The sequence below is a fragment of the Pseudomonas sp. GOM7 genome (assembly GCF_026723825.1).
Lineage (GTDB): Bacteria > Pseudomonadota > Gammaproteobacteria > Pseudomonadales > Pseudomonadaceae > Aquipseudomonas.
Map to the genome: position 1 here is coordinate 2,878,974 of NZ_CP113519.1, position 24,949 is coordinate 2,903,922.

Annotated in this window: 26 protein-coding genes and 2 pseudogenes; 13 read left to right on the plus strand and 15 right to left on the minus strand. The window is 61.4% G+C overall.

Going from position 1 to position 24,949, the window contains the following annotated elements; genetic code table 11:
• Positions 1-84 precede the first annotated feature (84 nt).
• A pseudogene (locus OU800_RS12590) lies at positions 85-395 on the plus strand (transposase); the annotation flags it as partial.
• 131 nt (positions 396-526) lie between these two features.
• Here the strand turns inward: OU800_RS12590 and OU800_RS12595 are convergent.
• From OU800_RS12595 to OU800_RS12620, 6 genes are all read right to left on the minus strand, one after another.
• Positions 527-1,891, minus strand: coding sequence for a pentapeptide repeat-containing protein (locus tag OU800_RS12595; protein ID WP_268177617.1), 1,365 nt, complete (start codon positions 1,889-1,891; stop codon positions 527-529).
• 65 nt (positions 1,892-1,956) lie between these two features.
• Positions 1,957-4,869, minus strand: coding sequence for a bpX6 domain-containing protein (locus OU800_RS12600; protein ID WP_268177618.1), 2,913 nt, complete (start codon positions 4,867-4,869; stop codon positions 1,957-1,959).
• Positions 4,862-6,694 carry a hypothetical protein gene (locus tag OU800_RS12605; protein ID WP_268177619.1) on the minus strand — a complete coding sequence of 611 codons (1,833 nt, stop codon included), beginning with the start codon at positions 6,692-6,694 and terminating at the stop codon, positions 4,862-4,864. Before OU800_RS12605 ends, OU800_RS12600 begins: the two co-directional genes overlap by 8 nt.
• Positions 6,694-7,128, minus strand: coding sequence for a bpX5 domain-containing protein (locus OU800_RS12610; RefSeq protein ID WP_330221386.1), 435 nt, complete (start codon positions 7,126-7,128; stop codon positions 6,694-6,696). Before OU800_RS12610 ends, OU800_RS12605 begins: the two co-directional genes overlap by 1 nt.
• The gene (locus OU800_RS12615) at positions 7,125-8,246 is read right to left on the minus strand and encodes an AAA family ATPase (protein ID WP_268177620.1); all 1,122 of its coding nucleotides are present in this window, start codon (positions 8,244-8,246) and stop codon (positions 7,125-7,127) included. The genes OU800_RS12610 and OU800_RS12615 overlap by 4 nt, the downstream gene beginning before the upstream one ends.
• A gap of 140 nt (positions 8,247-8,386) precedes the next feature.
• Positions 8,387-9,298, minus strand: coding sequence for a bifunctional GNAT family N-acetyltransferase/nucleoside diphosphate kinase regulator (locus tag OU800_RS12620; RefSeq protein WP_268177621.1), 912 nt, complete (start codon positions 9,296-9,298; stop codon positions 8,387-8,389).
• Between the two features lie 225 nt (positions 9,299-9,523).
• Between OU800_RS12620 and OU800_RS12625 the strand changes: the two genes are divergently transcribed.
• Both OU800_RS12625 and OU800_RS12630 read left to right on the plus strand, forming a co-directional pair.
• Positions 9,524-10,693, plus strand: a complete 1,170-nt coding sequence (locus OU800_RS12625; RefSeq protein ID WP_268177622.1) for a hypothetical protein — start codon at positions 9,524-9,526, stop codon at positions 10,691-10,693.
• 10 nt (positions 10,694-10,703) lie between these two features.
• A complete protein-coding gene (locus tag OU800_RS12630) occupies positions 10,704-11,423 on the plus strand; it encodes a ferritin-like domain-containing protein (protein ID WP_268177624.1) in 720 nt (239 codons plus the stop codon).
• Between the two features lie 49 nt (positions 11,424-11,472).
• Here OU800_RS12630 and OU800_RS12635 read toward each other — a convergent pair whose 3' ends face one another.
• The 5 genes and pseudogenes from OU800_RS12635 to OU800_RS12655 all read right to left on the minus strand — a co-directional run.
• Entirely contained in the window at positions 11,473-11,715 is a 243-nt protein-coding gene (locus OU800_RS12635; RefSeq protein ID WP_268177626.1) for a DUF2061 domain-containing protein, read from the minus strand.
• Positions 11,716-11,752: 37 nt separating this feature from the next.
• The gene (locus OU800_RS12640) at positions 11,753-12,262 is read right to left on the minus strand and encodes a ferritin-like domain-containing protein (protein ID WP_268177627.1); all 510 of its coding nucleotides are present in this window, start codon (positions 12,260-12,262) and stop codon (positions 11,753-11,755) included.
• A gap of 167 nt (positions 12,263-12,429) precedes the next feature.
• On the minus strand, positions 12,430-12,636 hold the full coding sequence (locus OU800_RS12645) for a DUF2795 domain-containing protein (RefSeq protein WP_268177628.1): 207 nt from the start codon (positions 12,634-12,636) through the stop codon (positions 12,430-12,432).
• A 48-nt stretch (positions 12,637-12,684) separates the two neighbouring features.
• Positions 12,685-12,864 carry a general stress protein gene (locus tag OU800_RS12650; protein ID WP_268184303.1) on the minus strand — a complete coding sequence of 60 codons (180 nt, stop codon included), beginning with the start codon at positions 12,862-12,864 and terminating at the stop codon, positions 12,685-12,687.
• A pseudogene (locus OU800_RS12655) lies at positions 12,859-12,972 on the minus strand (glucose starvation-inducible protein B); the annotation flags it as partial. The gene OU800_RS12650 and the pseudogene OU800_RS12655, both read right to left, overlap by 6 nt.
• Positions 12,973-13,178: 206 nt before the next feature.
• On the opposite strand from OU800_RS12655, the gene OU800_RS12660 reads away from it, so the two are divergent.
• Positions 13,179-14,663 (plus strand): FAD-dependent oxidoreductase, encoded by a 1,485-nt coding sequence (locus OU800_RS12660; protein ID WP_268177630.1) that lies wholly within the window; start codon positions 13,179-13,181, stop codon positions 14,661-14,663.
• Between the two features lie 8 nt (positions 14,664-14,671).
• On the opposite strand, the gene OU800_RS12665 is transcribed toward OU800_RS12660, so the two are convergent.
• The 3 genes from OU800_RS12665 to OU800_RS12675 form a co-directional block, all read right to left on the minus strand.
• A complete protein-coding gene (locus tag OU800_RS12665; RefSeq protein WP_268177631.1) occupies positions 14,672-15,154 on the minus strand; it encodes a hypothetical protein in 483 nt (160 codons plus the stop codon).
• 76 nt (positions 15,155-15,230) lie between these two features.
• A complete protein-coding gene (locus OU800_RS12670; protein WP_268177633.1) occupies positions 15,231-15,695 on the minus strand; it encodes a PA2169 family four-helix-bundle protein in 465 nt (154 codons plus the stop codon).
• Positions 15,696-15,889: 194 nt separating this feature from the next.
• Complete coding sequence (locus OU800_RS12675; protein ID WP_268177635.1) at positions 15,890-16,441, minus strand: ATP-dependent Clp protease proteolytic subunit; 552 nt, start codon at positions 16,439-16,441, stop codon at positions 15,890-15,892.
• 944 nt (positions 16,442-17,385) lie between these two features.
• On the opposite strand from OU800_RS12675, the gene OU800_RS12680 reads away from it, so the two are divergent.
• Positions 17,386-17,799, plus strand: coding sequence for a CopD family protein (locus tag OU800_RS12680; protein WP_268177637.1), 414 nt, complete (start codon positions 17,386-17,388; stop codon positions 17,797-17,799).
• A gap of 45 nt (positions 17,800-17,844) precedes the next feature.
• Here the strand turns inward: OU800_RS12680 and OU800_RS12685 are convergent, their stop codons facing one another.
• Positions 17,845-18,306 carry a DUF2231 domain-containing protein gene (locus OU800_RS12685; protein WP_268177638.1) on the minus strand — a complete coding sequence of 154 codons (462 nt, stop codon included), beginning with the start codon at positions 18,304-18,306 and terminating at the stop codon, positions 17,845-17,847.
• A gap of 144 nt (positions 18,307-18,450) precedes the next feature.
• Between OU800_RS12685 and coxB the strand changes: the two genes are divergently transcribed.
• From coxB to OU800_RS12725, 8 genes are all read left to right on the plus strand, one after another.
• Positions 18,451-19,338 carry a cytochrome c oxidase subunit II gene (gene coxB, locus OU800_RS12690; protein WP_268184306.1) on the plus strand — a complete coding sequence of 296 codons (888 nt, stop codon included), beginning with the start codon at positions 18,451-18,453 and terminating at the stop codon, positions 19,336-19,338.
• Complete coding sequence (gene ctaD, locus OU800_RS12695) at positions 19,335-21,866, plus strand: cytochrome c oxidase subunit I (RefSeq protein WP_268177639.1); 2,532 nt, start codon at positions 19,335-19,337, stop codon at positions 21,864-21,866. The genes coxB and ctaD overlap by 4 nt, the downstream gene beginning before the upstream one ends.
• Positions 21,866-22,219, plus strand: a complete 354-nt coding sequence (locus tag OU800_RS12700; RefSeq protein ID WP_268177641.1) for a hypothetical protein — start codon at positions 21,866-21,868, stop codon at positions 22,217-22,219. Before ctaD ends, OU800_RS12700 begins: the two co-directional genes overlap by 1 nt.
• On the plus strand, positions 22,210-23,016 hold the full coding sequence (locus OU800_RS12705; protein WP_268177643.1) for a cytochrome c oxidase assembly protein: 807 nt from the start codon (positions 22,210-22,212) through the stop codon (positions 23,014-23,016). The genes OU800_RS12700 and OU800_RS12705 overlap by 10 nt, the downstream gene beginning before the upstream one ends.
• A 295-nt stretch (positions 23,017-23,311) precedes the next feature.
• Positions 23,312-23,629, plus strand: a complete 318-nt coding sequence (locus OU800_RS12710) for a hypothetical protein (RefSeq protein WP_268177644.1) — start codon at positions 23,312-23,314, stop codon at positions 23,627-23,629.
• 120 nt (positions 23,630-23,749) lie between these two features.
• Complete coding sequence (locus OU800_RS12715) at positions 23,750-24,067, plus strand: hypothetical protein (RefSeq protein ID WP_268177645.1); 318 nt, start codon at positions 23,750-23,752, stop codon at positions 24,065-24,067.
• A gap of 75 nt (positions 24,068-24,142) precedes the next feature.
• A complete protein-coding gene (locus OU800_RS12720) occupies positions 24,143-24,367 on the plus strand; it encodes a PLD nuclease N-terminal domain-containing protein (RefSeq protein ID WP_268177646.1) in 225 nt (74 codons plus the stop codon).
• A gap of 136 nt (positions 24,368-24,503) precedes the next feature.
• A complete protein-coding gene (locus OU800_RS12725; protein WP_268177647.1) occupies positions 24,504-24,881 on the plus strand; it encodes a four-helix bundle copper-binding protein in 378 nt (125 codons plus the stop codon).
• Positions 24,882-24,949 lie beyond the last annotated feature (68 nt).

Consider the following 24,949-nt stretch of genomic DNA (forward strand, 5'->3'; position numbering starts at 1 on the left):
GTCCATGGCGATGGGCTCGGGCAGAGGTTTGCCGGTAGGAAAGTCTCCTTGCTTGGCTAGGGAAACTCTGAATTTAACTTCCAGAATCAGGTGGTTCCGCGGACGGGCCTGGTGGCGCTGATCGAGCCGCACTATCCGGAGGCCGAAGGTGGTCGCCCGGCCTATCCGTTGATGACCATACTGCGGGTACACCTGATCCAAAACTGGTTCGGCTACAGCGACCCAGCGATGGAAGAGGCGCTTGATGAAACGACCATCTTGCGCCAGTTCGCAGGCTTGAGCCTGGAGCGTATACCGGACTCAGTTTCCGTCGACTGCTGGAGAAGAATGAGCTGGCGGCCAGCATTCTTGGTGTCATCAATGGCTACCTGGGCGACCGTGGCCTGCCATTGCGCTCGCTCCCCTCATCCGGATCTGCCAATTTGCTCCTACGAGTGAACGGCGGCCCCCCGCGGCGATCCTCTGGCCGAGTAACTGCCCTATCATCAGGGCTTCGCTGGTGATGGCTTGCATGAGCATCGATTTATCACTTGATCCTGAATGTGTTCCTGATTGCGAGGCCGACTAGAAAAACAAGCAGCAAAGAAACGGACTTTTGAAGGATTATGAGTGCTGTTGCGACAAGGCTGATAACACCGCTATTGGCAATGATTTCTGATCTGATCGGTTCTGCCATTTTCTCAAGCCCCGGCAACGGGATGGCTTGCAGAAGGGAAAATTCGATACCGGCCATGTTGAAACTGCATTCTTGGTTGTCGGGCAGGCAGTGTGTTGCCCACGATAGTGCCGCATATGCACATGAGAACAAGCCGAATGAAATGAGATACGCAAGCAAAGGCTTTGAGATGCTGGAGCCGTAGTTGGAAAGCTTCTCGTAGATGAAAAAAAGCCAGCGTTTTGTTCCTGTGAGCGTTCGGGCGGCCTCTGCCATTTCCAACTGGAAGAAAAGCTGCTCTTCTTGAGGCGCCTGTAGCTGGCTGAAGGAAAGCCTCAGGTTTCGGTAGGTTCTGATGCGGGATCCCTCTCCCGTTGCCGGAGGAAAAGTCACATGCTTGAATGACATGTCCTGGTGTAGTGTGCAGCCAAAGAAAATTGGCGTTTTCTTGAAAGTGGCATTATCAAAAATGGCGGTATCTCGAAACTCCCGATTTTTGAAACTCACGGAGTCTTCAAATTTGCATCTCTCAAAGGAGATTCGATTGAACGTCTTGCTGGTGGGGTCGTAGGGCGTCCAGGCAACTGCTTCTTGTGTATTGCTCTGTATGGATTCGAAGCATACAGCCTGTCTAAATGTACAATCGACAAAGCTGATATCAGGGCCGAATTTCGCGCCATTGAATCGAGTGCAATGCCCAAATGAAGATTCTGAAAAGTCATTACCCCCCTCAAACTCCGCATAATCAAAGTCAATCCAGTCTTCAAGGTAGATTGATTTTAGCTTCGTATACCATGAAAACTTAGTGCTTTTAAAGCTCGAGCGGGCATCAATAGTGACATTTGAAAAGTCAGACGACCTCCCAATGACCGCTCGATCAAAAGATGTGTGGCGTGGAAACTTTGCATTTTTAAAACTGGCGCCCGGGCCGAATTTGAAATCCTCAAAACAGATCTCTCCGCCGAAATCCCATTGTAGACCGCAGAAATCAGTGTCCGAGAAATCTGCAATATTCACATAGTCAAAGTGGCCGTATGGCTCCGGTGGAAATTTATCTCGCCAGGCATTCCATGCACCAGCCCCCATCTTGGCGAGAGCCATACAGCCTGCCTTACTGATACGATCTGGTGTGCCGTGCGCTTCGCTTTCAAATAAATTCACCACACTCGCTCTGAAACGCTCATCAATTTCATCGAGTTTTTTTCTGATATCAATATATTTCTGAGCTTCTTCCATCCCAGCTTCTCTAATCGGAGTGAATTTTTAAACAAATGCAGAATTGCACTCTCGCCCTCTGGACTTCAGTTAAGGATCAGGTTCCGCTGACTGGCCTCATTGACATTGATATGAGTCAGCCGGCCCTGATGGTCGAAAAACAGCCAGTCGGCGCCCAGGCAACGTACTTTTGCCTCGTGTATGGGCCACTGCAATGTGGCGCACAGGCGATCGCTGTCGTTGTGGATGAAAAGCCAGCGGGTCTCTTGCTCAGCAATTACGTACCCGATCAAAAGCCAGTGCTCGAACAGAAAAAGACGCAGATGCTCCTCTTCGACACCACACCCGATATATCCCGGCAAACGATAGCCCTTACGGCTGCCGCGTTGTTCCAGAACGAGGATTGGCTCTTCACCTTCATTCCACTTGATGCGAAATTCAGTGACTTCGCTGGCGGCGCTGAATAGCTGACGGCCATCTTCGTGGATCATCCCCGGTATGGGGTCGCGGCTCAGCAGGCGCCGATCTGGCAGGCGGTAATGCCATAGCTGGCCTCCTCCATGCTCATGATCTGCCAGCAGCAGAAATTCGTTCTGTGCATCATCCTTTATACCCACGACCTGGCCGGGCAAATCACCGACATGCCATAGCGCCTCGAATCCCCGGTCGACATCAACTACCCGTAATTCACGGCCTCGGCCTATAGTCCACGCCGACCCATCGAATGTATTGGCGAAAACCCCAAGCGTCTGTATGCCAAGATCCGTCGCAGTTCGGTTGACCAGATCCAGCTTGCTAATTCGCCAGATATGGTCGCGACGGGCCAGAACCAATGCCATTTGCCGATTGTGGGCCAGTACGATTTCCTGAGCAGGTACCGGGAAGTGAAAGAGCGTCTTGCCGGATGCATCGGTCACCAACCCCCCCGCTTCCCCCAACGCCAACAAATAACGTGAGCCGTCCAGAGGTACCGCATCGAGAATCGCCCGGCTACCCATTATCGGCGCACGCAATTCGAGCGGCGAGTCGACACTGCGCAGGGATCGCTCTGCTGGACGTGGCAAGGCTTTGACCGGCAGGTCGGCCTGCAGCAGTTTGTCCTTGCTCATTTTCATCAGCACCTGTAGCTGATTCTGGGTCAATCGCCCTAGCCCGCTCGCCTGATCGCTGATGATGGCGTGCATCGTCGCACCGGCAAGCCATGCCAGAGCGCCCGCCTGCTCTTTGTGCAGCAGCAAGGCTTCGGCAAGAGCCGCACGCTCATTGTGACGCAGGGGGTCGTTGCGTAGTTGCTCAACCCAAGCCCCGTGAGCCGCCAGGGTGTCAGGCAAGAGGATTGCCCGCTTGACCAACGCGCCGATGGCCAGACGACCGCCAGCAGCTTCGGCACTGCACAACCATCGCTTGGCTCGCTCGCGCTCGTCCGGCAGGCTCCAGATCACATCCACCGCCTGTAGCCAGAGGCCCTTGCGGGCCAAGGACTCGGCCCACTCCAGGCGTAGACGGTCTGCGCTATCGGGCCATTTTTCCTCAAGCATCGTCACCGCATCGGCAAATGCATCGTCACGGCGGGCCACCAATAGCGCGCGCTGCCAATCGCCGGCCAGAGACAGCAGACGCACGATCACCGCTGCCGGCATATCCCAAGCCAGAGCAAGCTCGGCAGCCTGCTGGTGGCGGTGGTGCTTTTCCAGATAATCAAGAGCTTCCTGGCGCACTTTGAGCAGCTCGGCGAGGACGAAGACCGCCTCTTCGATACGCCCCTCACGATCCAGGCGTTCAAAGGTCTGGCGATAGATTTGTCTGAGATGGGATTCCAGGTCCTGCTCGAACATGATCGAGCGGCTAGGCCCGATGTGCTGATTGATGCTCAGTTCTTTCCGCGGCTGCGGCGTCCCGAACGCCTGCTCGCCACTGCTCTCTCCGCTACCCAGGGGTATAGCGTGGCGCAGTGCTTCTTCCAGCTCCCCGTTTTCGAACATCTCCAGCATACGGCGCATATACGCAGCCTGACGCCTGCCATACAGCGCTGACAGCCCGGAATGCCGGGTGAGGCGAGTCAACCAACGACGCCAGGTGGCAGGCTTGTATCGTGCAGGAGTTGCGCGAGGAGCAATGACAGGTTGCGTTGCTGACCGTAACGAGTTGCCTGGCACAGACACTGATCCCTTGAGCCGGCGCCAACCCATCCACAACAGGGTGAACAGCAACGCGCTGATGAATATGCCCACGAGTACGCCACTTGTTTCAAACCAGGCAGATGTCAGCGAGTTTGCCACCGACTTGTAGGCGTCCTGTTTGCTCGGATGGGTACCGAGCCACAGTGCGCCAGTGAGCATTGCAATGCCTAACCCATATGTGAACCAAAGGGTTGGCGGCCCTTCTCCATTCGCTCCAATGCCCTTCTCTTGCGTGCTGGTTTGGCGTGAAGCATCTTGCCGAGCGTTGCGCTGGCGCTCCAGTAGCGCTTGCATCACCTCTTCCCGTTCCGGGCTGACCGGTAGCAAGCTACCGCCCAGTATTTCGCGTACATCGGCAGGCTTGGCGGGCGGGGGCAGTGCAGGTTCTGGCAGCACACTGCGACAGTCGTAGGTATCCAAAAGGGTGTAGCTGTCGATATCGATCCACTGCCCTGGCGCAAGCGGAGCGGCATCGCACAGATGCATCGCTCTGAGCTGGTTACCGAAAACAAGCCAGAGATCTGCGGCGGGTAGTCCATTCGTCTTCTGCGCGTCAAGCAGCGCCGAACACAAAGCCCGCCCTTGACGAACCAATGGCCACCCTACCGACGCTTCGCACTGAACCGGCACTGGCCGAGCAAAGCGCAGCAGGTCACCGTCAGCAAAACGATAGGCGCTAGCCCCAGGTTGCCAGTGATCGAGTATCAAGCGTGCGCGCTCAGGCTCTGCAAAACGCTCACAGGAAAACCACAAGCCCTCGATCTGTTGGTGCCCCGAGAGTATCGGGCAGCGAATCAATGCCCCGGCATGCTCAGACATCTGCATCGTCCTTGTGCTTTTCGGCTACCTGATTGCAGTACACCTGCAGACGCATGGCATCCAGCCGCACCGAATACACCAACAGCTCCCGGCTGCGAGTCAATGCAGCAACAAGACCGCTGATGGGGCAAAAGCTGACTTTGGCTATTGGATTGGAGGTGGTGAACAAGACCCGTTGCTGCCCTTCGCGATAAAGGCTGATGGCTTGCTGGTTTGGGCTGAGCAGCACCAGTGAATAGTGCTCGGCGCCCTCCTCCAGCAGCAGCCCCAGCCCTTTCCAGCCAATAACCAGATTGACCCACTCCACCGGCCTTGGGTTATCCATCGGCGAAATGATCTGCCAACGCTCGCAGCCACTTTCGACCGAAAGCAGTGCGCATCCCCCGAAAGACCGGCGCCAGAGTGAACTGGCGGCAAACAGCACCTGGCTTACACCTTCGGCCTTACCAACCATGTGCGGCGGCGACATGACACCGTCAGCGTTGATCGAATGTGCATACAGCCGGCTACCGTCATTACGCACATAGGCCATCCGCTCCCTGTCGACCTTGGCCATACCCATCACCTTGTCCGCCAAACGGTGGGTTCTTCCTGATGCAGGTTGGGCGGTGGCCTTTCCGGTTCGCAACGTCCAGAAAGCCAGATGCCCCTGACTGTCCAGCAGGAACAGGCGCCCGGCCGATCCATTGCGCAACCAGGCCACAGGCAGCAACGTAGCTGTGCCGGGCGTTAGCTGTAGCTCGTTGCGACCAGGCTTGGGGATCGGGATCAAACCGGGAATGTTCCAGAAGGAGAGCTGCTGATCATCACTCATGACCCCTCCGAGGCTACGGCTGATGAACGTTACGCTCATCGGCACCCGGCCCGCACTCCATAGACAGCGGCGAATCTCCAACGGTTTTTTCTGTTCTTTAGCCGGTAGCTTGATCACCACCATGCCGGTCGCATCCAGCATTCTCAGTGCGACATGAGTGCCTGCGCTGGAAATCACCGGCGGTAAGGTCATGGCGACTCGTGGCACACTGCCCTTGAGAGGCGGAGCGGCGGCCACTTCGCCGTCAAACTGGCCTTTGAGCAACTGCAAGGCCAAACGCTCGTCAGGCATCGGCAACGTTACACGCCGGGTCACCGCCGCTTTCACTTCACAGGTCAGACTTTGCCCGTCAAGGCTGCGGCTTAGCAGAACACGGTGGGTGCAGCATTGCCCGTCGGGATCGGGCAAACGCTGACCGACCATCCAGCACTCCCCTGCATCTGGGTGCTGCTGGGCCAGCCAGGCGCGCCAGGCCTGCAAATGTTCATCGCCCACCACTTGCCAGGTGCGCGTGTTCAGAACGCGCTTGAGCTGCGTGGAGCTGTCGAGTTCATGGAGCTGAGGCGTGTTTTGCAGAATCCCCCAGCGCAACTTGGCACCAGCCGCCTGAGCGCGCCGTGCGAGCAAGATCAGCAGAGCGAGGTGAACCAGGCGCGCTGCGCCTAATTGCAAAGGACCGGAATCGAAGATTACGACAATCAGTCGGTTGGCCTGACGTGCGTGGCGCTGCGGCGCGAGGAACATGTGCTCACCCACTGCCGCCCGCCGCAAGAACTCCTCGGGAACCTCGTCGGCAAGCAGCCACTCGCTGGGCAACAAACGCTCATAGGGACCGCGGCGTTGCAAGTCGCCCAAACCATCGGGTTCGGGTGTCCCCCCCTGATGCCGGCCGCACCATGGCCCCAGCAGCAGATTGAGACGGCCCAGAATGTCGGCGAACAAAGGTAATTGCTCTGGGGCAAACCATTCCAGCCATTGACGCCATGGGGACAGACCTTCAGGCAGTTTCATCAAGATTCCGCCCAATGCGCATCGATTCGCTGCAGGTGCTCTGGAGTCGCTGGAAGTTGACGATCCAGGGGAATGACTACGGACGGCTTATGCCATAGCAAGAGTGGTGAGCGTGAAAAACGCCCTGACAATGCCTGTTCAAGCAGATCTGCAGGTACCTCAGGCTCCCAGCTTGTAGGCAACCATAGCCCTGGCACACGATGATCAGCAGCTGCGTATTCCACACCTTCGATCCAGGGTAGATCACCGGTGGCGCCGCAGACCACCATCACATCGCGATTGGCCGTGGCATGCAGTCGTACTGCCTGCGCGCTGGGGATCGACAGCAACCTGGCATGCAGGCGCCGTGCAACCTCCCCCCAAGCCACAGCGGCCTGAGGTTCGGCAGGCACCTGGCGAGACCGCCAGACCCAACCCATTGCCACGCTGGTCATGCTCCCGGGCTCAACAGTCGGCTTAGTTGCCCCCGCACTTCTCGTAACTGTGCGGGCATTGTCTCGCTATTGAAGTTGGCATCGATCTCCCGCAGCAGGCCTTCCAATAATGCAGAGGCTGGCGGTTCGTTGCTCACCAGGTATTGTTCGGCCGTTTCCAGCAGACGGTTGAGGCGCGACATCGGCTGTAAGGTTGCCTCTTCCACAGCGCTGAACAGATGACTGTTGCTGGACTGGGCGAAAGCGTCACGCAGAACCTCGCGCCCGTGCTGCTGGGTTTCTTTGGTCGGTAGTACGTACAACAGCGGCCATAGATCCACATCGGAGGCCTCGAGGCGCCCCCCGAGCAGGGCCGCAGCGGCAATCAACCGTTGAGATTTGACTATGCGCCGATCAGATAAGTGGATGCCGGCATCGCGGAGACGGCGAATGGCTTGTGCCAGTGAGGGTCGAGCCTGAGCGAGGTCGACCTGTTTCAGCGCTTGGCCGAGGGTGTCTAGCTGATTCAAACCAAGCAACTGCTGAACCGGACGCTGTTCGGATTGCCACCCACCCGACAGCATGGCTTCTAGCTGGTTATCGGGCACTGATTCGACGAATAGATGCAAGAGGAATCGATCACCGAACGCTGCCAAGGCTTCGTCCTCCGGGAGGCCGTTGGCCGCCCCGACGCAGACCCGCAACGGACACTGAATTTGAGTGTGGCCACGACGAAAGCGCCGCTCGTTGAGAACACCCAGCAACGTGTTGAGAATTGCTGTGGAGCCGAGGAACACCTCGTCAAGAAACACGATGTCGGCCTCTGGCAGCATGCCGCTGACATCGGTTTCCACCGTGCCCTCACGCAGCTTTTTCAGATCTACTGCCCCGAACAGCTCCGACGGTTCGGTAAATCGCCCCAAGAGGTACTCGAAATAGCGCCCACCCATGGACTGGGCAACCCGCCGCACTACGGCACTTTTGGCCGTGCCCGGCGGGCCGATCACCAGAATGTGCTCCTGGGCAACGGCAGCCAGAAGGATCAACTCGGCCAACTGCTCACGCCCAACCAGACCTTCGGTAGCGGCGCGGACGGCTTGGCGAATCTGAGCTGCAGCGCTCTGCAATGAGGTCATCATGGAATCTTCCCTGAAATTGGAGCCCTGGATTCTGCCTGACGGCAAGGTGCGCTAACAAGTTGCACCTTGCCATGAACTCATCAGGCGAAAAATGGGCTTCCATCTCGCTGAGAACTAACTATCAGCGAGCTAGAAGCCCATCAGAGATGGTAATCCCCCGCCGCCTCCGGCTGGTAAAGCACCTTCCTGATCTCGATGCGGCGGGTTCGGTCGGAAATACGCCGGTCGATGGCGTCGCCCTCCTGATAGCCGAGGATCGCAGCGCCGATCTCGGAGCACACGGAGTGCTTCCCGGCGCTGCTGTCCGCGTCTTCCGGGTAGACCAAGGCCACTTCGATCTCTTCGTCGTCCAGTTGCAGCAAGGTCCTGGAATTCATCGTGACCACGGTGCTCGCCACCTGCTGCGGCTGGACGACGACGGCGCGCTCGAGCTCATGCTCGAGTTCGACAAGGGCCGGCCCCTGCTCGAGCACCACCAGGCTCTCGAGTCTGGCCTTGTCGATTTCGGTGATGTAGATATCGCTGCGGTCGCTGATGCTGCCTTCGCGCAGGAACTGCAGATAACGCCCCGCCGTCATGACAAACGACTTCAAGGTCGGCGTTTCGCGCTCTAGCACGAAGCCGCTGCGCAGAAAGGCTTTCTGCGAACGCACGTTGTCCGGGTGGATCTTGGCCACGAGCGTCTCGGCGCGCATGTCGAGGAAGGCCTGTTTCATGCCTTCACGGATCATCCGTGCGCCGAGCTTGCGGCCCCACTTGTCGCTGTCTCCGATGGCCAGGACGATCTCGCAATTCGAGCCGGTCTTGACCAGACGGACGAAGCCCACCGGCTCGTCATGCCGGTCATAGGCCATGAAGAAACGGCCGCCCTGGTTGAACAAATGGGTCAGGATTGGCAATTGAGTCCGATCGATGGCTTGCTCGATGGAACGGGAGACATCACGCGAATCGCTCAGATAGTAGGTAACGCGCTCATCCTCCAGCCAATCCATCAGCTTCAGTGCGTGTGCCCGGGTGATTTCAGGGCACAGCGAAATGAAAGGCCTGGTCATTTTCCCCCCCGCTGGTTGGTAAGGATGAAAGTCCGTCGAGGCCGTGACGGCGCTTTCGCCAACCGCGCATCTTAAAACATAGCGAAGCCGATGCCGACCCCAAGCGAGGCCTTGATGCGTTCGCCCTCCTCTTCGCCACTCATCGTAATACTGCAACCTTGTGCTCACCCGGCCACTCCAGACGCACAGGCTCTTACTGCCTGCAACCGTGCTGGAGGATTACAGATGGAAACCCTGACTGGCCTGTTCGACACCAAGGGCTGCCCCTTGGAAAAACAACGATTCACCTGGCGTGAGATGGCGGAAAAGCCCATCAGCAAGCTCGATGACGACGCGTTCACCCGGGTGCGCATCATTCTGATGAACGGGATCGAGGCCGATGCGCTGCGTCTGAAGCACATCGGTGCGCGCTTCAACGGCCACCTGCGTGAGGCCCTGGCGCAGGTGCGGCGTACCGAGCACCATCAGGCCACCATGGTCAACTGGCTGCTCTCGGCCGATCACTCGCCGCTGGAAACCACCGTGGCCTACGAGCAGGTGGCGATCGAGGTCACCGCCGCCGTGGCGCAGAACGAACCCGACCCCTACCAGGCGCAGACCTATCGCTTCGGCCTGCTCGAAGACTTCGACCACCTCTACCGCTACTCGGCGATGCTCGACCGCCTGGAGGGCAAGGACGCCAACAACATCCTGCAGGGCTATACGGACATCATCCCCGGTCGGCCCACCACCGTGCATCATCGCGCGCCCGAGGACGATCTGCGCGATCACTACCAACGCGATTCCGCCGCGCTGATCACCAAGATCCACGCGGCGATGATCACCGCCGCCGAATACCAGACGCACGATTACTACATGAACATCGGGCCGACCTTCGCCGACCCGCTGGCCCGCCAGCTCTATGCCGAGATCGCCTCGGTCGAGGAGCAGCACGTGACCCAATACGGCTCGCTGCAGGATCCGGACGAAAGCTTTCTGGAGAAATGGCTGATTCACGAAGCCATGGAGGTCTACGCCTACCACAGTTGCCTGGAGCAGGAAGACAACCCGAGGATCAAGGCGATCTGGGAGCGTTTCCTCGATTACGAGCAAGGCCATCTGCACCTGGTCTGCGAGCTGTTCAAGCAGTACGAGCGGCGTGATCCGGCGGAAATTCTCGGCGGTTCCGTGCCCAAGCTGATTGCGTTCAAGAGCCAGCGCGAGTTCGTGCGCAAGACCCTGGCCGAGGAAATCGACCTGCGCACCAATGGCCACGACTACGTCGACAAACAGCACGAAGGGCAGGCCAGCCGTGACTACCGCAACCAGTTGAACGCCGATGGTGTGCCGGCCGAAGTGGTGTCTGCGGGTTATCGCTGGGCGCCGGGCACCGAACTCAATCTGAAGGCTTCCTGAGGAGATCGTCATGCAAAACGCAACCAAGATGGGACTCAACCACACCGGCGCGCAGATGTCGCCGATCGATACCAAAGCCATGCTCAAGGCCAGCCAGGAGGTGCTGCCGGACGTGCCCGGCGACGCCCGCAAACTGGCCCTGGTGCGCAGCGAGGAAGTGGCTAGTGCCGATGCCATAGGTTCGGTGCCATTGCCTGGCTCGGCCAAAGGCATGGTCAAGAGCGCACTGAACAAGCTGGTCGGTGTCAGCCCGGAAATGCTCATCGACAAGCTGGGCGAACGCCTGGCGTTCGAGCGCACCGGCGTGCGTCTTTACGACGCGCTGCTGGCCAAGGTCTCGGTCATCGAGGTGGTCGACGAGGCGCAACTGCAAACCCTGCAACGCTTTCGCGCCGAGGAAGCCGAGCATTTCGAGCTGGTCAAGGCAGCCATGGAAAAGCTCGGCGCCGATCCCACGGCAATGACGCCCTGTGCCGATGTCGCCGGCGTCACCGCGATGGGACTGGTGAAGACCATCAGCGACCCGCGTACCAACCTGGCCCAGTCGCTCAATGCCCTGCTGACCGCCGAGCTGACCGATAACGCCGGCTGGGAACTGCTGATCGACCTGGCCGATACCTGTGGCCAGCCCGAGATCGCCAAGAGCTTCTACAAGGCGCTGAATCAGGAGCAGGTACACCTGCAGAGCATTCGTCAGTGGCTCAAGGATGAGGTGGTGCGCCAGGTCTAGCACCAGGCGTGACGGGCATCCACCGCACAGGTGGATGCCCTGCTCTTTTTCAGGACTCTTCGCGCTCCTTGCGCAGCATTTCGCTCAGGCCTTTATGGCCACCGCCGGCGCTGCCCGCGCCATTCGCGTCGATGCGCTTCCAGAACTTCTCATGAAAGTGATAGGCGACGGTGTTGCAGGCAGGCTCGAGCAGAGCGATCAGCCCGCCCGTGAGGAAGTCGCCCGTCAGGGCGTAGGCCACCCCGAAGGCGATGGAGAAGTGCAGGATGGCGAAAGTGAAGGTCTTGAGCATGCAAGCTCAGCACCGAGCGCGCCGGTGCCGATGGGACTCAACGTTTGGCTTCGGTATCGGGCGACAGCGAGCGCTGCAGGAACGCCGCGGTGATCTGCGGCAGGTGCTCGCGCAGCCACTGCGCCATGGCGACTTCCTGTTCGAGGATCTGCTCGCAGGCCTGCTGGGTCTGCACATCCTGAGCCTCCTTGGCTGCGGCAATAAGCACGGTGTACGAGGCGATCTCCATGTTCTCGAAGACGTAACCGCTCATCGCGCCCTTGACCACCTCGTCGCTGACCGTCATACCGGCCATGGCCTGCCCGAAGGCCATGACCTTGGCCGACAGATCCTTGAAGGTCGAGGCGCTGCTGCCCAGGCGCTGCAGGCAGGATTCCAGCAATTCGCGCTGGCCGCGCGTCTCCTCGATGTGCTGTTCGATACGGCCCCTGAGTTGCGGGTAATGCTCCAGGCGCTCGGCCTGGGCACTGAGCATCTTCTCGGCTTGCTGCTCCATGGCATGTGCATCTTTCAGCCAGTCGAGCAGGTGTTCCTGTGGGGTAGCCATTGCGTGATCTCCTATGGGATTTCGGCGAAAAGCGTCTGCCCTGTCACCTGCCGGAGGGCAGGAGAACGTGCGGGAAGCAGGAAGGTTCAGACACTACCACCCTGCCCTTGCCTGGCTCGGATGGTGCCATGGTGAAGAGGTGCGCGATCCGGGCGCGCCCTTTGACGCTAGTGGCTCTGACCGTAGCCTTTCATGACGTCGGCCATGTTTTCGTACTGTTGCTCCGGTAGCTGCTCGAGGGTGTCGAGCACCTCCTGCTCGGCGCCGTTCTTCTGTGCGTGCGCGATCAGCTCACGCTTGCCCGTCGGGTAATCGATACCCTTGAGCGCGTTCGTGACATTGGCGGGCGAGTCGCCACCCATGCCTCGGGTCATGCTGCACCTCCGTAAAAGGAGCGGAGGCCGAAGCCCCCGCCCATGGGCTTACTGGTTGCGACCGCCGTGGCTGTTCTCGCCGCCTTTGCGGCCAGCCTCGGAAGCACGCTCGGGGTCATTGGCGAAGTTGCCGCCGCTGGCCTGTCCACCCTTGCGGCCGGCTTCGGAAGCCCGTTGCGGGTCATTCTTGAAGTTGCCGCCGCTGTTCTGCCCGCCCTGGCTGCCAATATCCTGGTAGAACTCCTTGTCGTGGCTGGCGGAGGTGCTTTCGCCGCCTTTGCGCCCTGCTTCTTCTACGGTCATCTTGCCTTTCTGCGTGGTCATGGAAACCTCCATTTCTTCGCGTTCAAAGGGAAAGGGTTCGCGTGATTGCGTTGGCCCTCACTAAGAGGGAGTGGGTGGATTCGAGGACGGTTCAGGTAATTTTACGGATCGATGATGAGCGGTTTCTGCAGGCATTCTGCCCTGTGGAAAAGGTTGAACCGCCTTGCGCGGCGGGCTTTCTACACAGCAATGACCTGCCCGAACGAGGAGAAATGACCATGTCCGCGCGCTCTGCCACACCCCGCTGTTGCTGGATCGACTCCGCCCCCGAGGGCCACTTCGCCAGGCTTGAAGGTGAACGCCAATGCGAGGTGGCGGTGGTCGGCGCCGGTATCGCCGGGCTGAGTACCGCCATGGCGTTGAGCGAAGCCGGCAAATCGGTGATGGTGCTCGAAGCGCGGCAAGTGGGGCGCCAGGTCACGGGGCTGTCGACGGCGAAGATCACTACCCAGCATGGGCTGATCTATCGTGAACTGATCGACAGTGTCGGTGCGGAGATGGCCCAGGCCTATGCCGACGCCAATCGCGAAGGGCTGCGTCGGATAGCGGGCTGGATCCGCGATTACCACATCGCCTGCGACTACCAGCCCTGCTCGGCCTATGCCTATGGCCTCTCGCAATCGTCCAGAAGCGCGGTGGTCAGGGAGGCGGAAGCAGCGCGGCTGCTGGGGCTGGAGGCTCGGGTGCTGGCCCATGCGCCCCTGCCCTTCGCCACTGCCTGCGCGCTGGAGTTTCCCGGCCAGGCGCAGTTCAACCCGGCCAGTTATCTGGTTGGCCTGGCGCATGCCGTGCAGAGCAAGGGAGGACATGTTTTCGAGCACAGTCGGGCAATGAGCTTCGAGCAGCAGGACGGGCATTGGAGGATCGGCTGCACGCAAGGCAGTGTCAGCGCCGCACAGGTGGTGCTGGCCACGCATATGCCGGTGCAGACGCCGGTGGATTACATCAGCCCGACCCAACCCCGCTGCCACGTGGCCATGGCCTTCCGCCCCGAACCCGGCCAGACGCTGGAGGGCATGTTCATCGCGGTCGAGCAACCGACGCATTCCATCCGCATGGGCCGAGACGCCGAAGGGCCGCTGATCGTCGTGCTCGGGCCGCGCTTCAACACCGGCCAGGATGGCGACGTGGCGCGGCGTTTCGTCGAGTTGGAACGCTGGGCCCGGGCGCATCTGCCGGTAGCCGAGGCCCTGTGGCGCTGGTGCAACGAGGATTACGACACGCCGGATCGCATGGCCTATGTCGGCGAACCCGACCCCAGTGGCTCGCCGGGGCTGTACATCGCCACCGGCTTCAGCGCCTGGGGCATCAGCAACGGTACGGCGGCCGGTCATGGTCTGGCGCAGCAGATCGTCAGCGGGCACTGGCCCTGGGGCAGCCTCTTCGACCCTCGGCGGCCACCCAGTCAGCAGCTCAACCAGAGCAGTGACACGCACACGCCCATCGATTCCCTGGCTGCCCTCGCTCCCGGAGAGGGTGGCGTGATCAACCAGGGTGAAGACCGGCTCGCGGTCTGGCGTGACGATGCCGGCGCCTTGCATGCGCTGTCCGCGGCCTGCGCGCACAAGGGCTGTGCGGTGACCTGGAACAACGCTGATCGCACCTGGGATTGCCCCTGCCATGGTTCGATCTTCGAGGCCGACGGCAGCGTCAGGCACGGCCCGGCGCGCGAGCCGCTGAGCAAGCGTTCGCTGCCAGGCTGAGGCGCGGTTCAGTCGAGATCGGCGATGGGGTCGAGTGCATCCAGTTGCGGCCAGTGCGCACGCGCTGCCCGCAACTGGCGGATGCGCGCCTGGGCGCAGTGATGATGCTCGACCAGTTGGCGCTTGAACGCCGGTGACAGGGTTTGTCCAAGCAGGCTCTCGAAGTCGTGCTCGATCTCGGTTTCGCACAGCAGTGCCAGGGCGAGCCGGTTTCGGTCACCGCCGGGAGCGCCTAGTGCGCTGAACGCAGTACGACAGCGCCGCCACAGGCCGAGCAGGCCACGGTGTCTGGCGAGCAAGCCGCCATAGCTGGTGATCTGCTCGTGCAGGCAGTTGCTCAGGGCGCCCTGTTCGCGTTCACGCTCGGCCAGGAACTGGCGCAGAGGCGCCGCCTGGGCACTGGCTGCGAGCTTGCGGAAGTTGCGTTGCGCGCACAAGCAAGTGAGGTGCAGGCGCTTGAGGTGGGCGATGGTCTTGTCCAGGGTGGGCATGCGTGCTGCTTGTCTTCAGATTCGCGGGGATGGATGAAGCCAGGCGGCGCATGGCGCACGCCCGGCATGAGAGTCATCAGCTCTTGGCGCGCTCGGCGTTGCGCAGCGCGCGCACCTCGTCGTGGTTGCGCAGCACGCCTTCGTACTGACGCTGCACCATGGCGCGAATGTCGCTGGGCAGGTTTTCCTTCAAGGCTTCGCTGTAGCGCGACTTGGCCACGTCCTCACCGCGTTCGGCTTCGTTGAGGATGGCCGTGTCATCCTTGCCGGTGACCAGGGCCTTGAGATCGACCCAGCGGCGATGCAGATCCCCGCCGGTGCTGGTGCTGTCCTCCGGTTCGGCACCGAACGCCAGCACGGTTTTCTGCAGCTCCTCGGCGGCCTCGGCGCATTGCCGTGCGCGCCGGGTGAAGAGCTCCTGGATGTCCGGGCGGGAGATGTCATCGGCACAGGCCTTGAAGCCAGCCTCGCCGTCCTTGCAGGTCTCGATCAGTTTGTTGAGGGTGCGGATGAGTGCTTTGCGATCGTCCGGGTTATCCATGTTTGACCTCCGGGCCGTGATGACGGCCGATGCTGGTTGCTGGATGCCCCTGACGGACACCTCCGGGCCCCCGCCTCAAGGTTGCGCTGATTGCAGCGGGGTGCCTGAAGAAGTGCCCTGTCGGGGTACATGGAATCCGACGGGCCGCTTGCTGCGAACGTTCAGGTAATTTTCCAGGCGGCTGGTATTCGGCTTCAGGTGTGCACGCACCAGTTGACGGCTTCTGCTGGCATGCCCAGGCAGTCGATGCGGTCGATCACGCCCGCCTGCAATGCCTCCTCGGCATTGAGAATGCGCGGCGCGCAGGTCAGGCAGTCGAGCACGTTCAGTGGCGACTCGGCGGTGAGGGTGCGCTCCTTGACGATGTCGCTATAGAGCTGCAGGTCATAGTCCAGGCTCATGGCGTATTCGGACATGCGCGAATGGTCGACCGCGCCGTTGACCGTCCAGTGAAAGGGATGGAAGAGGAACTTGCTGTGCGGGCAGACCGTGCGGGTCTGCCCGGCGAGAAAGATGATGTTGCCCATCGATTCCACCGTGCCCAGGTTGTGGGTGGTGACCGGCACCGGCAAGGAAATGAGGAAGTTGTACAGCGAGAAGCCGTAGCTGCACTCCCCGCCCATGGTGGCGATCTTGACGATCAGCTCATCGGCCCCCTGGTGGATGGCCTGGCTGCATTTGTCGATCAACTGCCCGCAGGTGTAGGAGTTGATCGGTGCGGTGAAATGCACGACGTGGGTTCTCATGATGATCTCCTCTGCCAACGAGGCGCCTTGAGATGGCCTCCTCTTCAAGGAGTGGGGATTGGCCGTCAGGGTTTCATTTTTCTGCCTGGCAGGGATGGGCCTGTTCATATTGATCTGCTTAGGTGTTGGGCGCTGTGGGGGTTGCTGCTTTTGCCCTTGTGTTCTGGGGCCTTCAGAAACTCCGGGGTTGGCCCTCTCGGGCAGGCCGACCCGACAAAACCCCCGCTGCTTGTTCCGAATTGCCGCGTTTTTGCTGATGTTTTTGGTTTCGCCCTCCCGGGCGAGTCACTTTTGTAGGGCAAAAGTAACCAAAACCCTCCGCCCGGTCATCCGGCCCTGGCTTCGCCAGGGTTCGCTCACTCCATCGCCGTTCCAGAGGCCCGCCGCGAAGGGCCATCCCTGGCCCATCGCGGCTCTCGCGACATCCATGTCGCTCAACCTCTTCCACGACGATTCCGTTCGCCCTCCTGGGCGGGCTCTGCACGCGCCTGAACCAGCGGTAACCCAGAAGTAGCGCAGAGTGTTTGATAGGGCAGCCGTAGGGCGGACTCAGGAGCCTAAGCGAACAGTCCGCCGGGCCATGCCGAGCTCGGCACCATGGCTCACGAAGACATCAACAAAAACGCGGTAATTCGGAACAAGCATCGAACCCCGAAACAACCGAAAACCAGCACACGGCAGCAACGCCCGGCGCCAAACAAAAAACCTGAACATATCGAGCCCGCCCGAACTCAGTGCTTACAAGGGAATTACGGTGCCTCGCGCACCCGATCCAGGCCTGTGATCGAAATTCCCCCGGGGCCGCCGCATCGTCTCCCTCCTTCTCCTTGCGGCGGCTCCTTCTTTGTCTTTCCTGCCGAGGGCGTGAAGAGGCCGCGCTCGCATCGCCTCAGGCGGCCAGCCGCCAGGTAGCCGCTGACAACCAAAGGAGGCCAGCGCATTCCATGCCGCTGCTCAAACTGCTGCATCTGTCCACTTTGATCTGCTGGTGCGGTGCCCTGCTCTACCTGCCGGCGATGATCGCCGCCGGTACCCGCAGCAGCGATGACCTGTTCTACCGCGACCACGCGCATCTCACCCGCATGCTGTTCAACCTAGTGGCCACGCCGGCCGCCTTGCTGGCCATCGGCTCGGGCACGGCGCTGTTTCTGCGCGAGCAGTTATTCGACGCCTGGCTGATCGTCAAGCTCACCAGCGTGGCCGGCATGGTGGTCTGCCATGCCTTGTGCGGCGTGCTGATCCTGCGTATCGAGCGGGTGGCAGAGCCTTCGCTGCGCCGCCAATGCGCGGTGATCGGCGTGCTGATTCTGACCCTGATCGGCTGCACGCTGTGGCTGGTACTGGGCAAACCCTTCTGAACGAGGAGCCTCCCACGCATGCCCCCAGCCCCGCTCGCGCGCCACTCACGGCCGGGTATCGACGCCCACGCCATGTTCGTACACCAGGCGTCCGCCGAGGTAGGCCGCCAGGGCGATCAGCATGGCGGTGAGCAGCGACAGATAAAGCCCCCAGCGCTCCATGCCCTGCTCCGGGCCGGCATAGCGCAGCAGCCAGTTGAGCGACGCCAGCGACAGCATCATCACGGCGATGATGGCATGGCACCAGGCGGTGACCTTGCGGCGAATGCTGGTGACGCTGAGCAGATCCACCAGCCCGGCGATGCTGGCAACCCAGCCACCGAAGGCACCGACGCCCGCCAGCCAGAGGCTGGCACGGGCCCAGAACGGGTCGCCCAGCCAGAGGTAGGCCATATCGCTGGCCACCAGGCCGAGCAAGGCGGCCACGGGGAAGTGAATCATCATCGGGTGCAGCGGGTGGCCGGCAATGGCGGCGCGGCTGACGATAGGTTCGTTGCTTGGGGGCATCGCAGTTTTCCTGAGCAGATGAATGAAGGCGCCCGACACCGGCAAAGACGCCGCCCTCGTCTGAAATTGACCGCGCTGACCCTGGCAGTTCCGCTTATCTGTGCCTGCCAGGGGCCACAGTCGATGCTCGACCCGGCCGGCCCCATGGCGCGCGAAGTGGCCGTGCTGTGGTGGGTGATGTGTGGCTTCGCCAGCCTGGTGCTGTTACTGGTGACCGCGCTCTGGGTGCATGCCATGCGCCGTGCGCCGCGCGCGATGGACGAGGCCAGGGCGCGCACCATTACCCTGCGCTGGCTTGTCGGCGGTGGCCTGCTGTTGCCCAGCCTGAGCATCGTGCTGCTGTTACTGTTCGGTGTGCCCATCGGCCAGCACATGCTGCCCTTGCCGCTGAACGAGCCACCGCTGCGCATCGAGGTGATCGGCCACCAGTGGTGGTGGGAGGTGCGCTACCCGCAAAGCGGCGTGGTCACCGCCAACCAGTTGCACCTGCCGGCTGGGCAGCCGGTGGATCTGGACGTGAGCAGCGCCGACGTCATCCATGCCTTCTGGGTGCCGCGCCTGGGCGGCAAGATCGACATGATCCCCGGCCGGCAAAACCGCATCCGCCTGCAGGCCGATGCGCCAGGCGTGTTTCGTGGCCAGTGCTCGGAGTTCTGCGGCACCCAGCACAGCCACATGATTCTCGACGTGCAGGCGCACGCGCCCGAAGACTTCCAGGCCTGGCTGCAGGCCCGCCGTGAGCCACAGATCGCGGCGCTGCCGGGCGCAGCCGGCGCCACCTTCCAGGCCCGTTGCGGCCAATGCCATCGCGTCGCGGGTGTCAGTGCGGGCACGCGCGGGCCGGATCTCAGCGATGTCGGCAGCCGCGCCCAGCTCGGTGCCGGCGTGCTGGCCAACGAGCTGGGCGCCACTCTGCGCTGGCTGCAGCAGCACCAGCAGCTCAAGCCTGGCAATGCAATGCCGCACCACGACGATCTCGACCCCGATCACCTCGGCGCCATCGCCGACTGGCTGGAGACCCTGGCACCGTGAGCCACGACAAAGCCGACGCGACACTCGACGCGCAACAGCTACACGACCAGTTCAACGAGGTCTGGGGCAACCCGCGCGGCTGGAAGGCCCTGACCATCGTCAACCACAGCACCGTCGGCGTGCGCTTCATGCTCACCGGCCTGGGCTTCTTTCTCTTCGGCGGGCTGCTGGCGATGCTGATTCGCACGCAACTGGCGCTGCCTGGGCGGGATTTCCTCACGCCGGATCTGTACAACCAGGTCTTCACCATGCACGGCACGGTGATGATGTTCCTGTTCGCCGTGCCGATGATGGAAGGCCTGGCGGTCTACCTGATCCCCAAGATGCTCGGCGCGCGCGACCTGATGTTCCCCCGGCTGTCGGCGCTGGGCTACTGGTGCTATCTGTTCGGCGGGCTGATCCTCTGTGCCAGCCTGCTGCTGGGCATTGCCCCCAAGGCCGGCTGGTTCATGTACACGCCGCTGTCCAGCGCGGCCCACACGCCGGGGCCGAACTCGGATTTCTGGCTGATCGGCATCACCTTCGTGGAGATTTCCGCGGTGTCGGCCGGCGTCGAGCTGGTGGTGTCGATCCTGCGCACGCGGGCCGAGGGCATGGCCCTGAACAGGATGCCGATCTACGCCTGGTACATTCTGGTGATGGCCATGATGATCGTGGTCGGCTTCCCGCCGCTGATTCTCGGCAGCATTCTGCTGGAGCTGGAACGCGCCGCCGGCCTGCCCTTCTTCGAGGTGGCCCGTGGCGGCGACCCGCTGCTCTGGCAGCATCTGTTCTGGCTGTTCGGCCACCCCGAGGTGTACATCATCTTCCTGCCAGCCGCCGGCATCGTCTCCACCCTGCTGCCGGTGTTCTGCCAGCGCCCGCTGGTGGGCTACCGCTGGGTGGTGCTGGCAATCCTCAGCACTGGCTTCATCAGCTTCGGCCTGTGGGTGCATCACATGTTCACCGTGGGCATCCCGCAACTGGCGCAGGCCTTCTTCTCGGCGGCGAGCATGCTGGTGGCGGTGCCGACGGCGATTCAGGTGTTCGCCTGGATCGCCACCCTGTGGCTGGGGCGCCCGCGCTATCACGTACCCATGCTGTGGCTGCTGGGCTTTCTGGTGATCTTCGTCTGTGGCGGCCTGACCGGGGTGATGCTGGCCCTGGTGCCGTTCGACTGGCAGGTGCACGACACCCACTTCGTGGTGGCGCACATGCACTACGTGCTGGTGGGTGGCATGTTCTTCCCGCTGCTGGCCGGCGTGTATTACTGGCTGCCGCACTTTTCCGGGCGCATGCCGTCGCTGCGTCTGGGCAGATGGGGCTTCTGGCTGGTGTTCAGCGGCTTCAACCTGACCTTCCTGATCATGCACTGGACCGGCCTGATGGGCATGCCCAGGCGCATCTACACCTACCAGGGCGAGCTGGGCTGGGACTTGCCGAACCTGCTGTCATCGATCGGCAGTTTCATCATGGCCATCGGCATCGCCACCGTGCTGCTGGATATCGTCCTGCACTTTCGCTTCGGCCTGCCGGCCGCCGACAACCCCTGGCAGGCCGATACCCTGGAGTGGGCGACGCACCTGCCACCGAGCCCCTACAACTTCGTCAGCTTGCCGCGCATCGACAGCCGCCATCCGCTGTGGGATGCGCCGCAACTGCCGCACAGCATCGCCCGTGGTGAACACGCGCTGACGGTGATCGACCACGGCCGCCGGGAAACCTGGGGCGTCGAGCCGCTGACCGGCAAGGTGCGCGAGATCATCCACCTGCCCGGCAACAGTGCGCTGCCCTTTCTCGCTGCCCTGGCTATCGCCGTGCTGTGCCTGGGGCTGCTGTTCAAACTGTACTGGGGCGCCCTGCTCGCCTGCCTGGTGGCGCTGGCGCTGCTGCTGCGCTGGAGCTGGGAGAACGGCGCACATCCGCGCGCCGCGCCGGATGCCCGCACCCAACCCGGCGAGCCGCCGCTGCACTCGCGCACCTGCGATGGGCCGGGCCTGTGGGGCATGGGGGTGACGCTGCTGGCCAACGGCGCGCTGTACCTGTCGTTGCTGTTCGGCTGGTTCTACCTGTGGACGGTGGCGCCACACTGGCAGGCGCCGCCGCAACCGGTCTTCGACCAGCGTCTGGTGCTGGCCAGCGGCGTGCTGCTCAGCCTTGCCGTGCTCTGGCAACGCCCGCTGCTACAGCGCCTGCGCAAGGGCCAGGGCGAGCCGACGGCGTTGCTCAGGTGCTTCAGCGGCATCGCCCTGCTCGGCCTGCTGCAATCGGCGTTGCTGCTCTGGGCCATGCTCGGTGGGCAACTGGCACCGCGCGCGAACGCACACGATGCCGTGACGCTGGTGCTGCTGGGCTACAGCCTGGTGCATGGCCTGCTGGCCTCGGTGCTCAGTGCCCTGCAGGCGCTGCGCGTGCACCACGGCTACGTGGGCCGTCAGGCACCTTACGAGCCACTGGTGGTCGCCCAGCTCTGGCACTACAACCTGGCGGTGCTGTGGATCAGCTACTGCGCCCTGGTGCTATTCCCGCCCACCTTCGGAGGCCTTTGATGCAATCCTTGCGCTCCCCCTACAACCCGCTGCACATGGTGCTCGGCCTGGTGCTCTGGAGCCTGTGGTTCGTGGCGCTGTACAGCGGGCTTTCGCTGGGCTGCGCAGCCGCTCCGCCACCTTCGGCGCAAGGCCCGTGGAACTGGCTCAATGCTCTGCTTGGGGTGATGAGCCTGCTTACCCTGCTGGTGCTGCTGTGGCTGGCGCGGCGTTTTCAGCTAGCGGCCAGGCGCAGCGCCGCGGGCTCGGCGCAGGGCTTCGTCGCGCGGCTGGCCGCCAGCGTGCATCTGGTAGGGGCGATCGCCACGCTGTTCATCGGCCTGACCACCCTGCTGCTGCCGCCATGCATCTGATCCTCGCCCTGCTTGCCCTGCTGCCTGGCCAGGTATACGCCCATGGCGTACTGACCCCCGAGTTGAGCCTGGACGAGCGCCTGCCCCTGCTGCTCGCCGCGCTGCTGCTCGGCACGGCCTGGCTGCTCTATGGCCTCGGCTCGCGCCGGGTACGCCCGCACGGGCGCGAGGCCTGGTGGATGCACCTGGCCATGCTGATCACCCTGCTGGCGGTGTTCGGCCCCCTGGACGAGTGGGCCGAAACCAGCACCAGCCTGCACATGGTGCAGCACATGCTGTTCATGATCGTCATTGCGCCGCTGTGGGCACTGGCGCGGCCCTTGCCGCAATGGCGGGCGATGCTCGGCCACTGGCCGCGCCCGGTGTTCGACGCGGTGCTGCGCAGCGGCCGTTACCCGGTGGCGCTGGCCATACTGCATGGCGCGATGATCTGGATCTGGCACAGCCCCAGCCTGTACCTGCTGGCGCTGCGAGATCCCGCCTGGCACGCCGTCGAGCATGCCTGCTTCCTGTTCAGCGCCTGGCTGTTCTGGTGGTCGTGCCTGCATGCCAGCCCCAGGCGCGTACCAGAGGCGCTGATGGCGATACTGCTGACTCTGATGCACACCGGCCTGCTGGGGGCGCTGCTCACCTTCGGCAATCGCTCCTTCTATGGCGCCGAGCGAGCCATTGCCGATCAGCAATTGGCAGGGCTGTTGATGTGGGTGCCGGGCAGCCTGGTCTACCTGGCTGCCGCCGCCTGGATCACCTGGCGCTGGCTGAGCCGTATCTGGCGTCGCCAGCCGCAGACGGGCTGAACTTCGAGCCAGTCCGAGAATGAAGTATGGCTAAATGCAATCAACTTTGGAGTTGTTTTATTGTCACTTTCCCAATCGTATTACTCGCCCTACTCAAGTGACGGAAAAAAATCAATAAAACCTTTCTCCCAGGTGTGCTTGAATTTTTTATTTGTCGACACCGTCAATTATATGCAACACAACTTCAAAGTCATTTGATATCAAATTGATAGAAATTCCGACCATTCGTCCTGCCGACTGGACGGGCAGAAAGATATCGCTATGTTTCATTGTTGTTCCCAACAAGGAGGCAACAATGAAAGCGGATATAGATAGAATCAAGTCAGCACTCTCTTGCTATGCAATCGATGAAACTCATCGCCCCGATGGCAGTGTGGTGTTGACGGTAAAACACGGAGAAAAAAAGATCGTTCGGGTCATCGAACCGAACAGTGACCCTGAACAGACCGTGCGTCTCATCAAGTTCGACATGACCTTGGACGAGACTGACGAGGCGATCAACGAAGCGGTCAAATACTGCAATTGCACTCAACTGCCGACGTACTCGCGCGAGCCCATCTTCCGGACGCGTCACGCCCGGTTATGGGCCCTCAGAAAGATTACCAATCCATGAGGAGCCGACGTTATGCCGACACCCCTAGACTCACTGTCCCATCCACGTATCCAGGCTCTGTCTCGCTGCGCCAGCCGGCATGCGGCCTGTAGCCTGCACCTCCCTGATGAATGGCCATACATGGCCTGTTCGACCTGCCTGGTGGCGCTGCTGATCCTGCATCCCTTCGGCTCGTCCTCGGCAATCGCTACGCGGCCCGATGCAAGCCTTGCGGGCCACCGCTCGCTGCAGGAGATAACCGCCGATTGCCTGCAGGATCAGGGGCGTAGCACGGTCAGCAGCGCGGAGCTCGCAGAGCCTGCGGATATCGATGACCCACGCTTCAGCCGCTCGCTTCTCACCTGCCGCAGCGACAGCGTCGTACCGGGAATGTATCCGGCACACAGCCATGTACAGAACCGGATCATCCAGGCGGCGCCCGTCAGCAGAAGCTTCTGAAGGCTCTGGCCTGGCCGCCCTTTGGCCAGGCTTGCCCGCCCCCTTTTCTTACCCACCCCAAAGGATCACCGGATCATGCCGGACGCACTCGTCTATTTCTGGATCGCGCTCGCCGTGATCATCGCGCTCATTCACCTGTGGGCCATCGTCAACGTCTTTCGCAGTGACAAGCCATTGCCCAGCAAGACTCGCTGGGCATTGTTCATCGGACTCGTACCGGTCATTGGCCTGGTTGTCTGGGGTATTGCCGGGCCGCGTGGACATGATGACGGCCCACAATCACCGGAACATAGCAAGTGATAAACAAATACTTATCACCTGATATTCTCAAGTTATCTGTTGCTGCTCATGGAGCGAGATATTAGTCGAACTATAGTGGCAATTGAATATTGCACTTCCGAAAACCTTTACACCACCTGTACAGGAGAATGGAGAGATGAAAGATGCGTATAATCATGTGAATGAAATAATGACATACAACAGTTGCGCCGATGCTTGCGAACATTGTATTGCCCTGTGCCTCAGCGAAAAGAACGCCGCCTATTTTCGCTGTATCGAACTGTGCCGTGACTGCGCCGATCTTTGTCGGCAGACGGCAACTTTCATGTTACGAAACAGTGACTACGCGGATGTCTGTGCACAACTTTGCCGGGTCGCCTGCCTGGCCTGCGCGGAAGAATGTCTCAGCCATGACGCCGCGCATTGCCAGGCATGCGCGCAGAGCTGCCAGGCCTGCGCCGACGAGGTGCTGATCAACGATCCAGGCAACGAGGATCCAGGCTCGCTGATCGAGGACGAGCGCGCGCCGTCGTGAGACCTCCGCACCCTTGAGGCAAATTCTCCCTGAACCAAGACCATGAGTTGGCCTTCTACCCCCATGAA

Excerpts from the sequence above, each read along its gene's own strand:
- OU800_RS12595 (WP_268177617.1), bottom strand. The coding sequence starts at position 1,891 with ATGGAAGAAGCTCAGAAATATATTGATATCAGAAAAAAACTCGATGAA.
- OU800_RS12600 (WP_268177618.1), bottom strand. The coding sequence starts at position 4,869 with ATGTCTGAGCATGCCGGGGCATTGATTCGCTGCCCGATACTCTCGGGG.
- OU800_RS12605 (WP_268177619.1), bottom strand. The coding sequence starts at position 6,694 with ATGAAACTGCCTGAAGGTCTGTCCCCATGGCGTCAATGGCTGGAATGG.
- OU800_RS12610 (WP_330221386.1), bottom strand. The coding sequence starts at position 7,128 with ATGACCAGCGTGGCAATGGGTTGGGTCTGGCGGTCTCGCCAGGTGCCT.
- OU800_RS12615 (WP_268177620.1), bottom strand. The coding sequence starts at position 8,246 with ATGATGACCTCATTGCAGAGCGCTGCAGCTCAGATTCGCCAAGCCGTC.
- OU800_RS12620 (WP_268177621.1), bottom strand. The coding sequence starts at position 9,298 with ATGACCAGGCCTTTCATTTCGCTGTGCCCTGAAATCACCCGGGCACAC.
- OU800_RS12625 (WP_268177622.1), top strand. The coding sequence starts at position 9,524 with ATGGAAACCCTGACTGGCCTGTTCGACACCAAGGGCTGCCCCTTGGAA.
- OU800_RS12630 (WP_268177624.1), top strand. The coding sequence starts at position 10,704 with ATGCAAAACGCAACCAAGATGGGACTCAACCACACCGGCGCGCAGATG.
- OU800_RS12635 (WP_268177626.1), bottom strand. The coding sequence starts at position 11,715 with ATGCTCAAGACCTTCACTTTCGCCATCCTGCACTTCTCCATCGCCTTC.
- OU800_RS12640 (WP_268177627.1), bottom strand. The coding sequence starts at position 12,262 with ATGGCTACCCCACAGGAACACCTGCTCGACTGGCTGAAAGATGCACAT.
- OU800_RS12645 (WP_268177628.1), bottom strand. The coding sequence starts at position 12,636 with ATGACCCGAGGCATGGGTGGCGACTCGCCCGCCAATGTCACGAACGCG.
- OU800_RS12660 (WP_268177630.1), top strand. The coding sequence starts at position 13,179 with ATGTCCGCGCGCTCTGCCACACCCCGCTGTTGCTGGATCGACTCCGCC.
- OU800_RS12665 (WP_268177631.1), bottom strand. The coding sequence starts at position 15,154 with ATGCCCACCCTGGACAAGACCATCGCCCACCTCAAGCGCCTGCACCTC.
- OU800_RS12670 (WP_268177633.1), bottom strand. The coding sequence starts at position 15,695 with ATGGATAACCCGGACGATCGCAAAGCACTCATCCGCACCCTCAACAAA.
- OU800_RS12675 (WP_268177635.1), bottom strand. The coding sequence starts at position 16,441 with ATGAGAACCCACGTCGTGCATTTCACCGCACCGATCAACTCCTACACC.
- OU800_RS12680 (WP_268177637.1), top strand. The coding sequence starts at position 17,386 with ATGCCGCTGCTCAAACTGCTGCATCTGTCCACTTTGATCTGCTGGTGC.
- OU800_RS12685 (WP_268177638.1), bottom strand. The coding sequence starts at position 18,306 with ATGCCCCCAAGCAACGAACCTATCGTCAGCCGCGCCGCCATTGCCGGC.
- coxB (WP_268184306.1), top strand. The coding sequence starts at position 18,451 with ATGGCGCGCGAAGTGGCCGTGCTGTGGTGGGTGATGTGTGGCTTCGCC.
- OU800_RS12700 (WP_268177641.1), top strand. The coding sequence starts at position 21,866 with ATGCAATCCTTGCGCTCCCCCTACAACCCGCTGCACATGGTGCTCGGC.
- OU800_RS12705 (WP_268177643.1), top strand. The coding sequence starts at position 22,210 with ATGCATCTGATCCTCGCCCTGCTTGCCCTGCTGCCTGGCCAGGTATAC.
- OU800_RS12710 (WP_268177644.1), top strand. The coding sequence starts at position 23,312 with ATGAAAGCGGATATAGATAGAATCAAGTCAGCACTCTCTTGCTATGCA.
- OU800_RS12715 (WP_268177645.1), top strand. The coding sequence starts at position 23,750 with ATGGCCTGTTCGACCTGCCTGGTGGCGCTGCTGATCCTGCATCCCTTC.
- OU800_RS12720 (WP_268177646.1), top strand. The coding sequence starts at position 24,143 with ATGCCGGACGCACTCGTCTATTTCTGGATCGCGCTCGCCGTGATCATC.
- OU800_RS12725 (WP_268177647.1), top strand. The coding sequence starts at position 24,504 with ATGAAAGATGCGTATAATCATGTGAATGAAATAATGACATACAACAGT.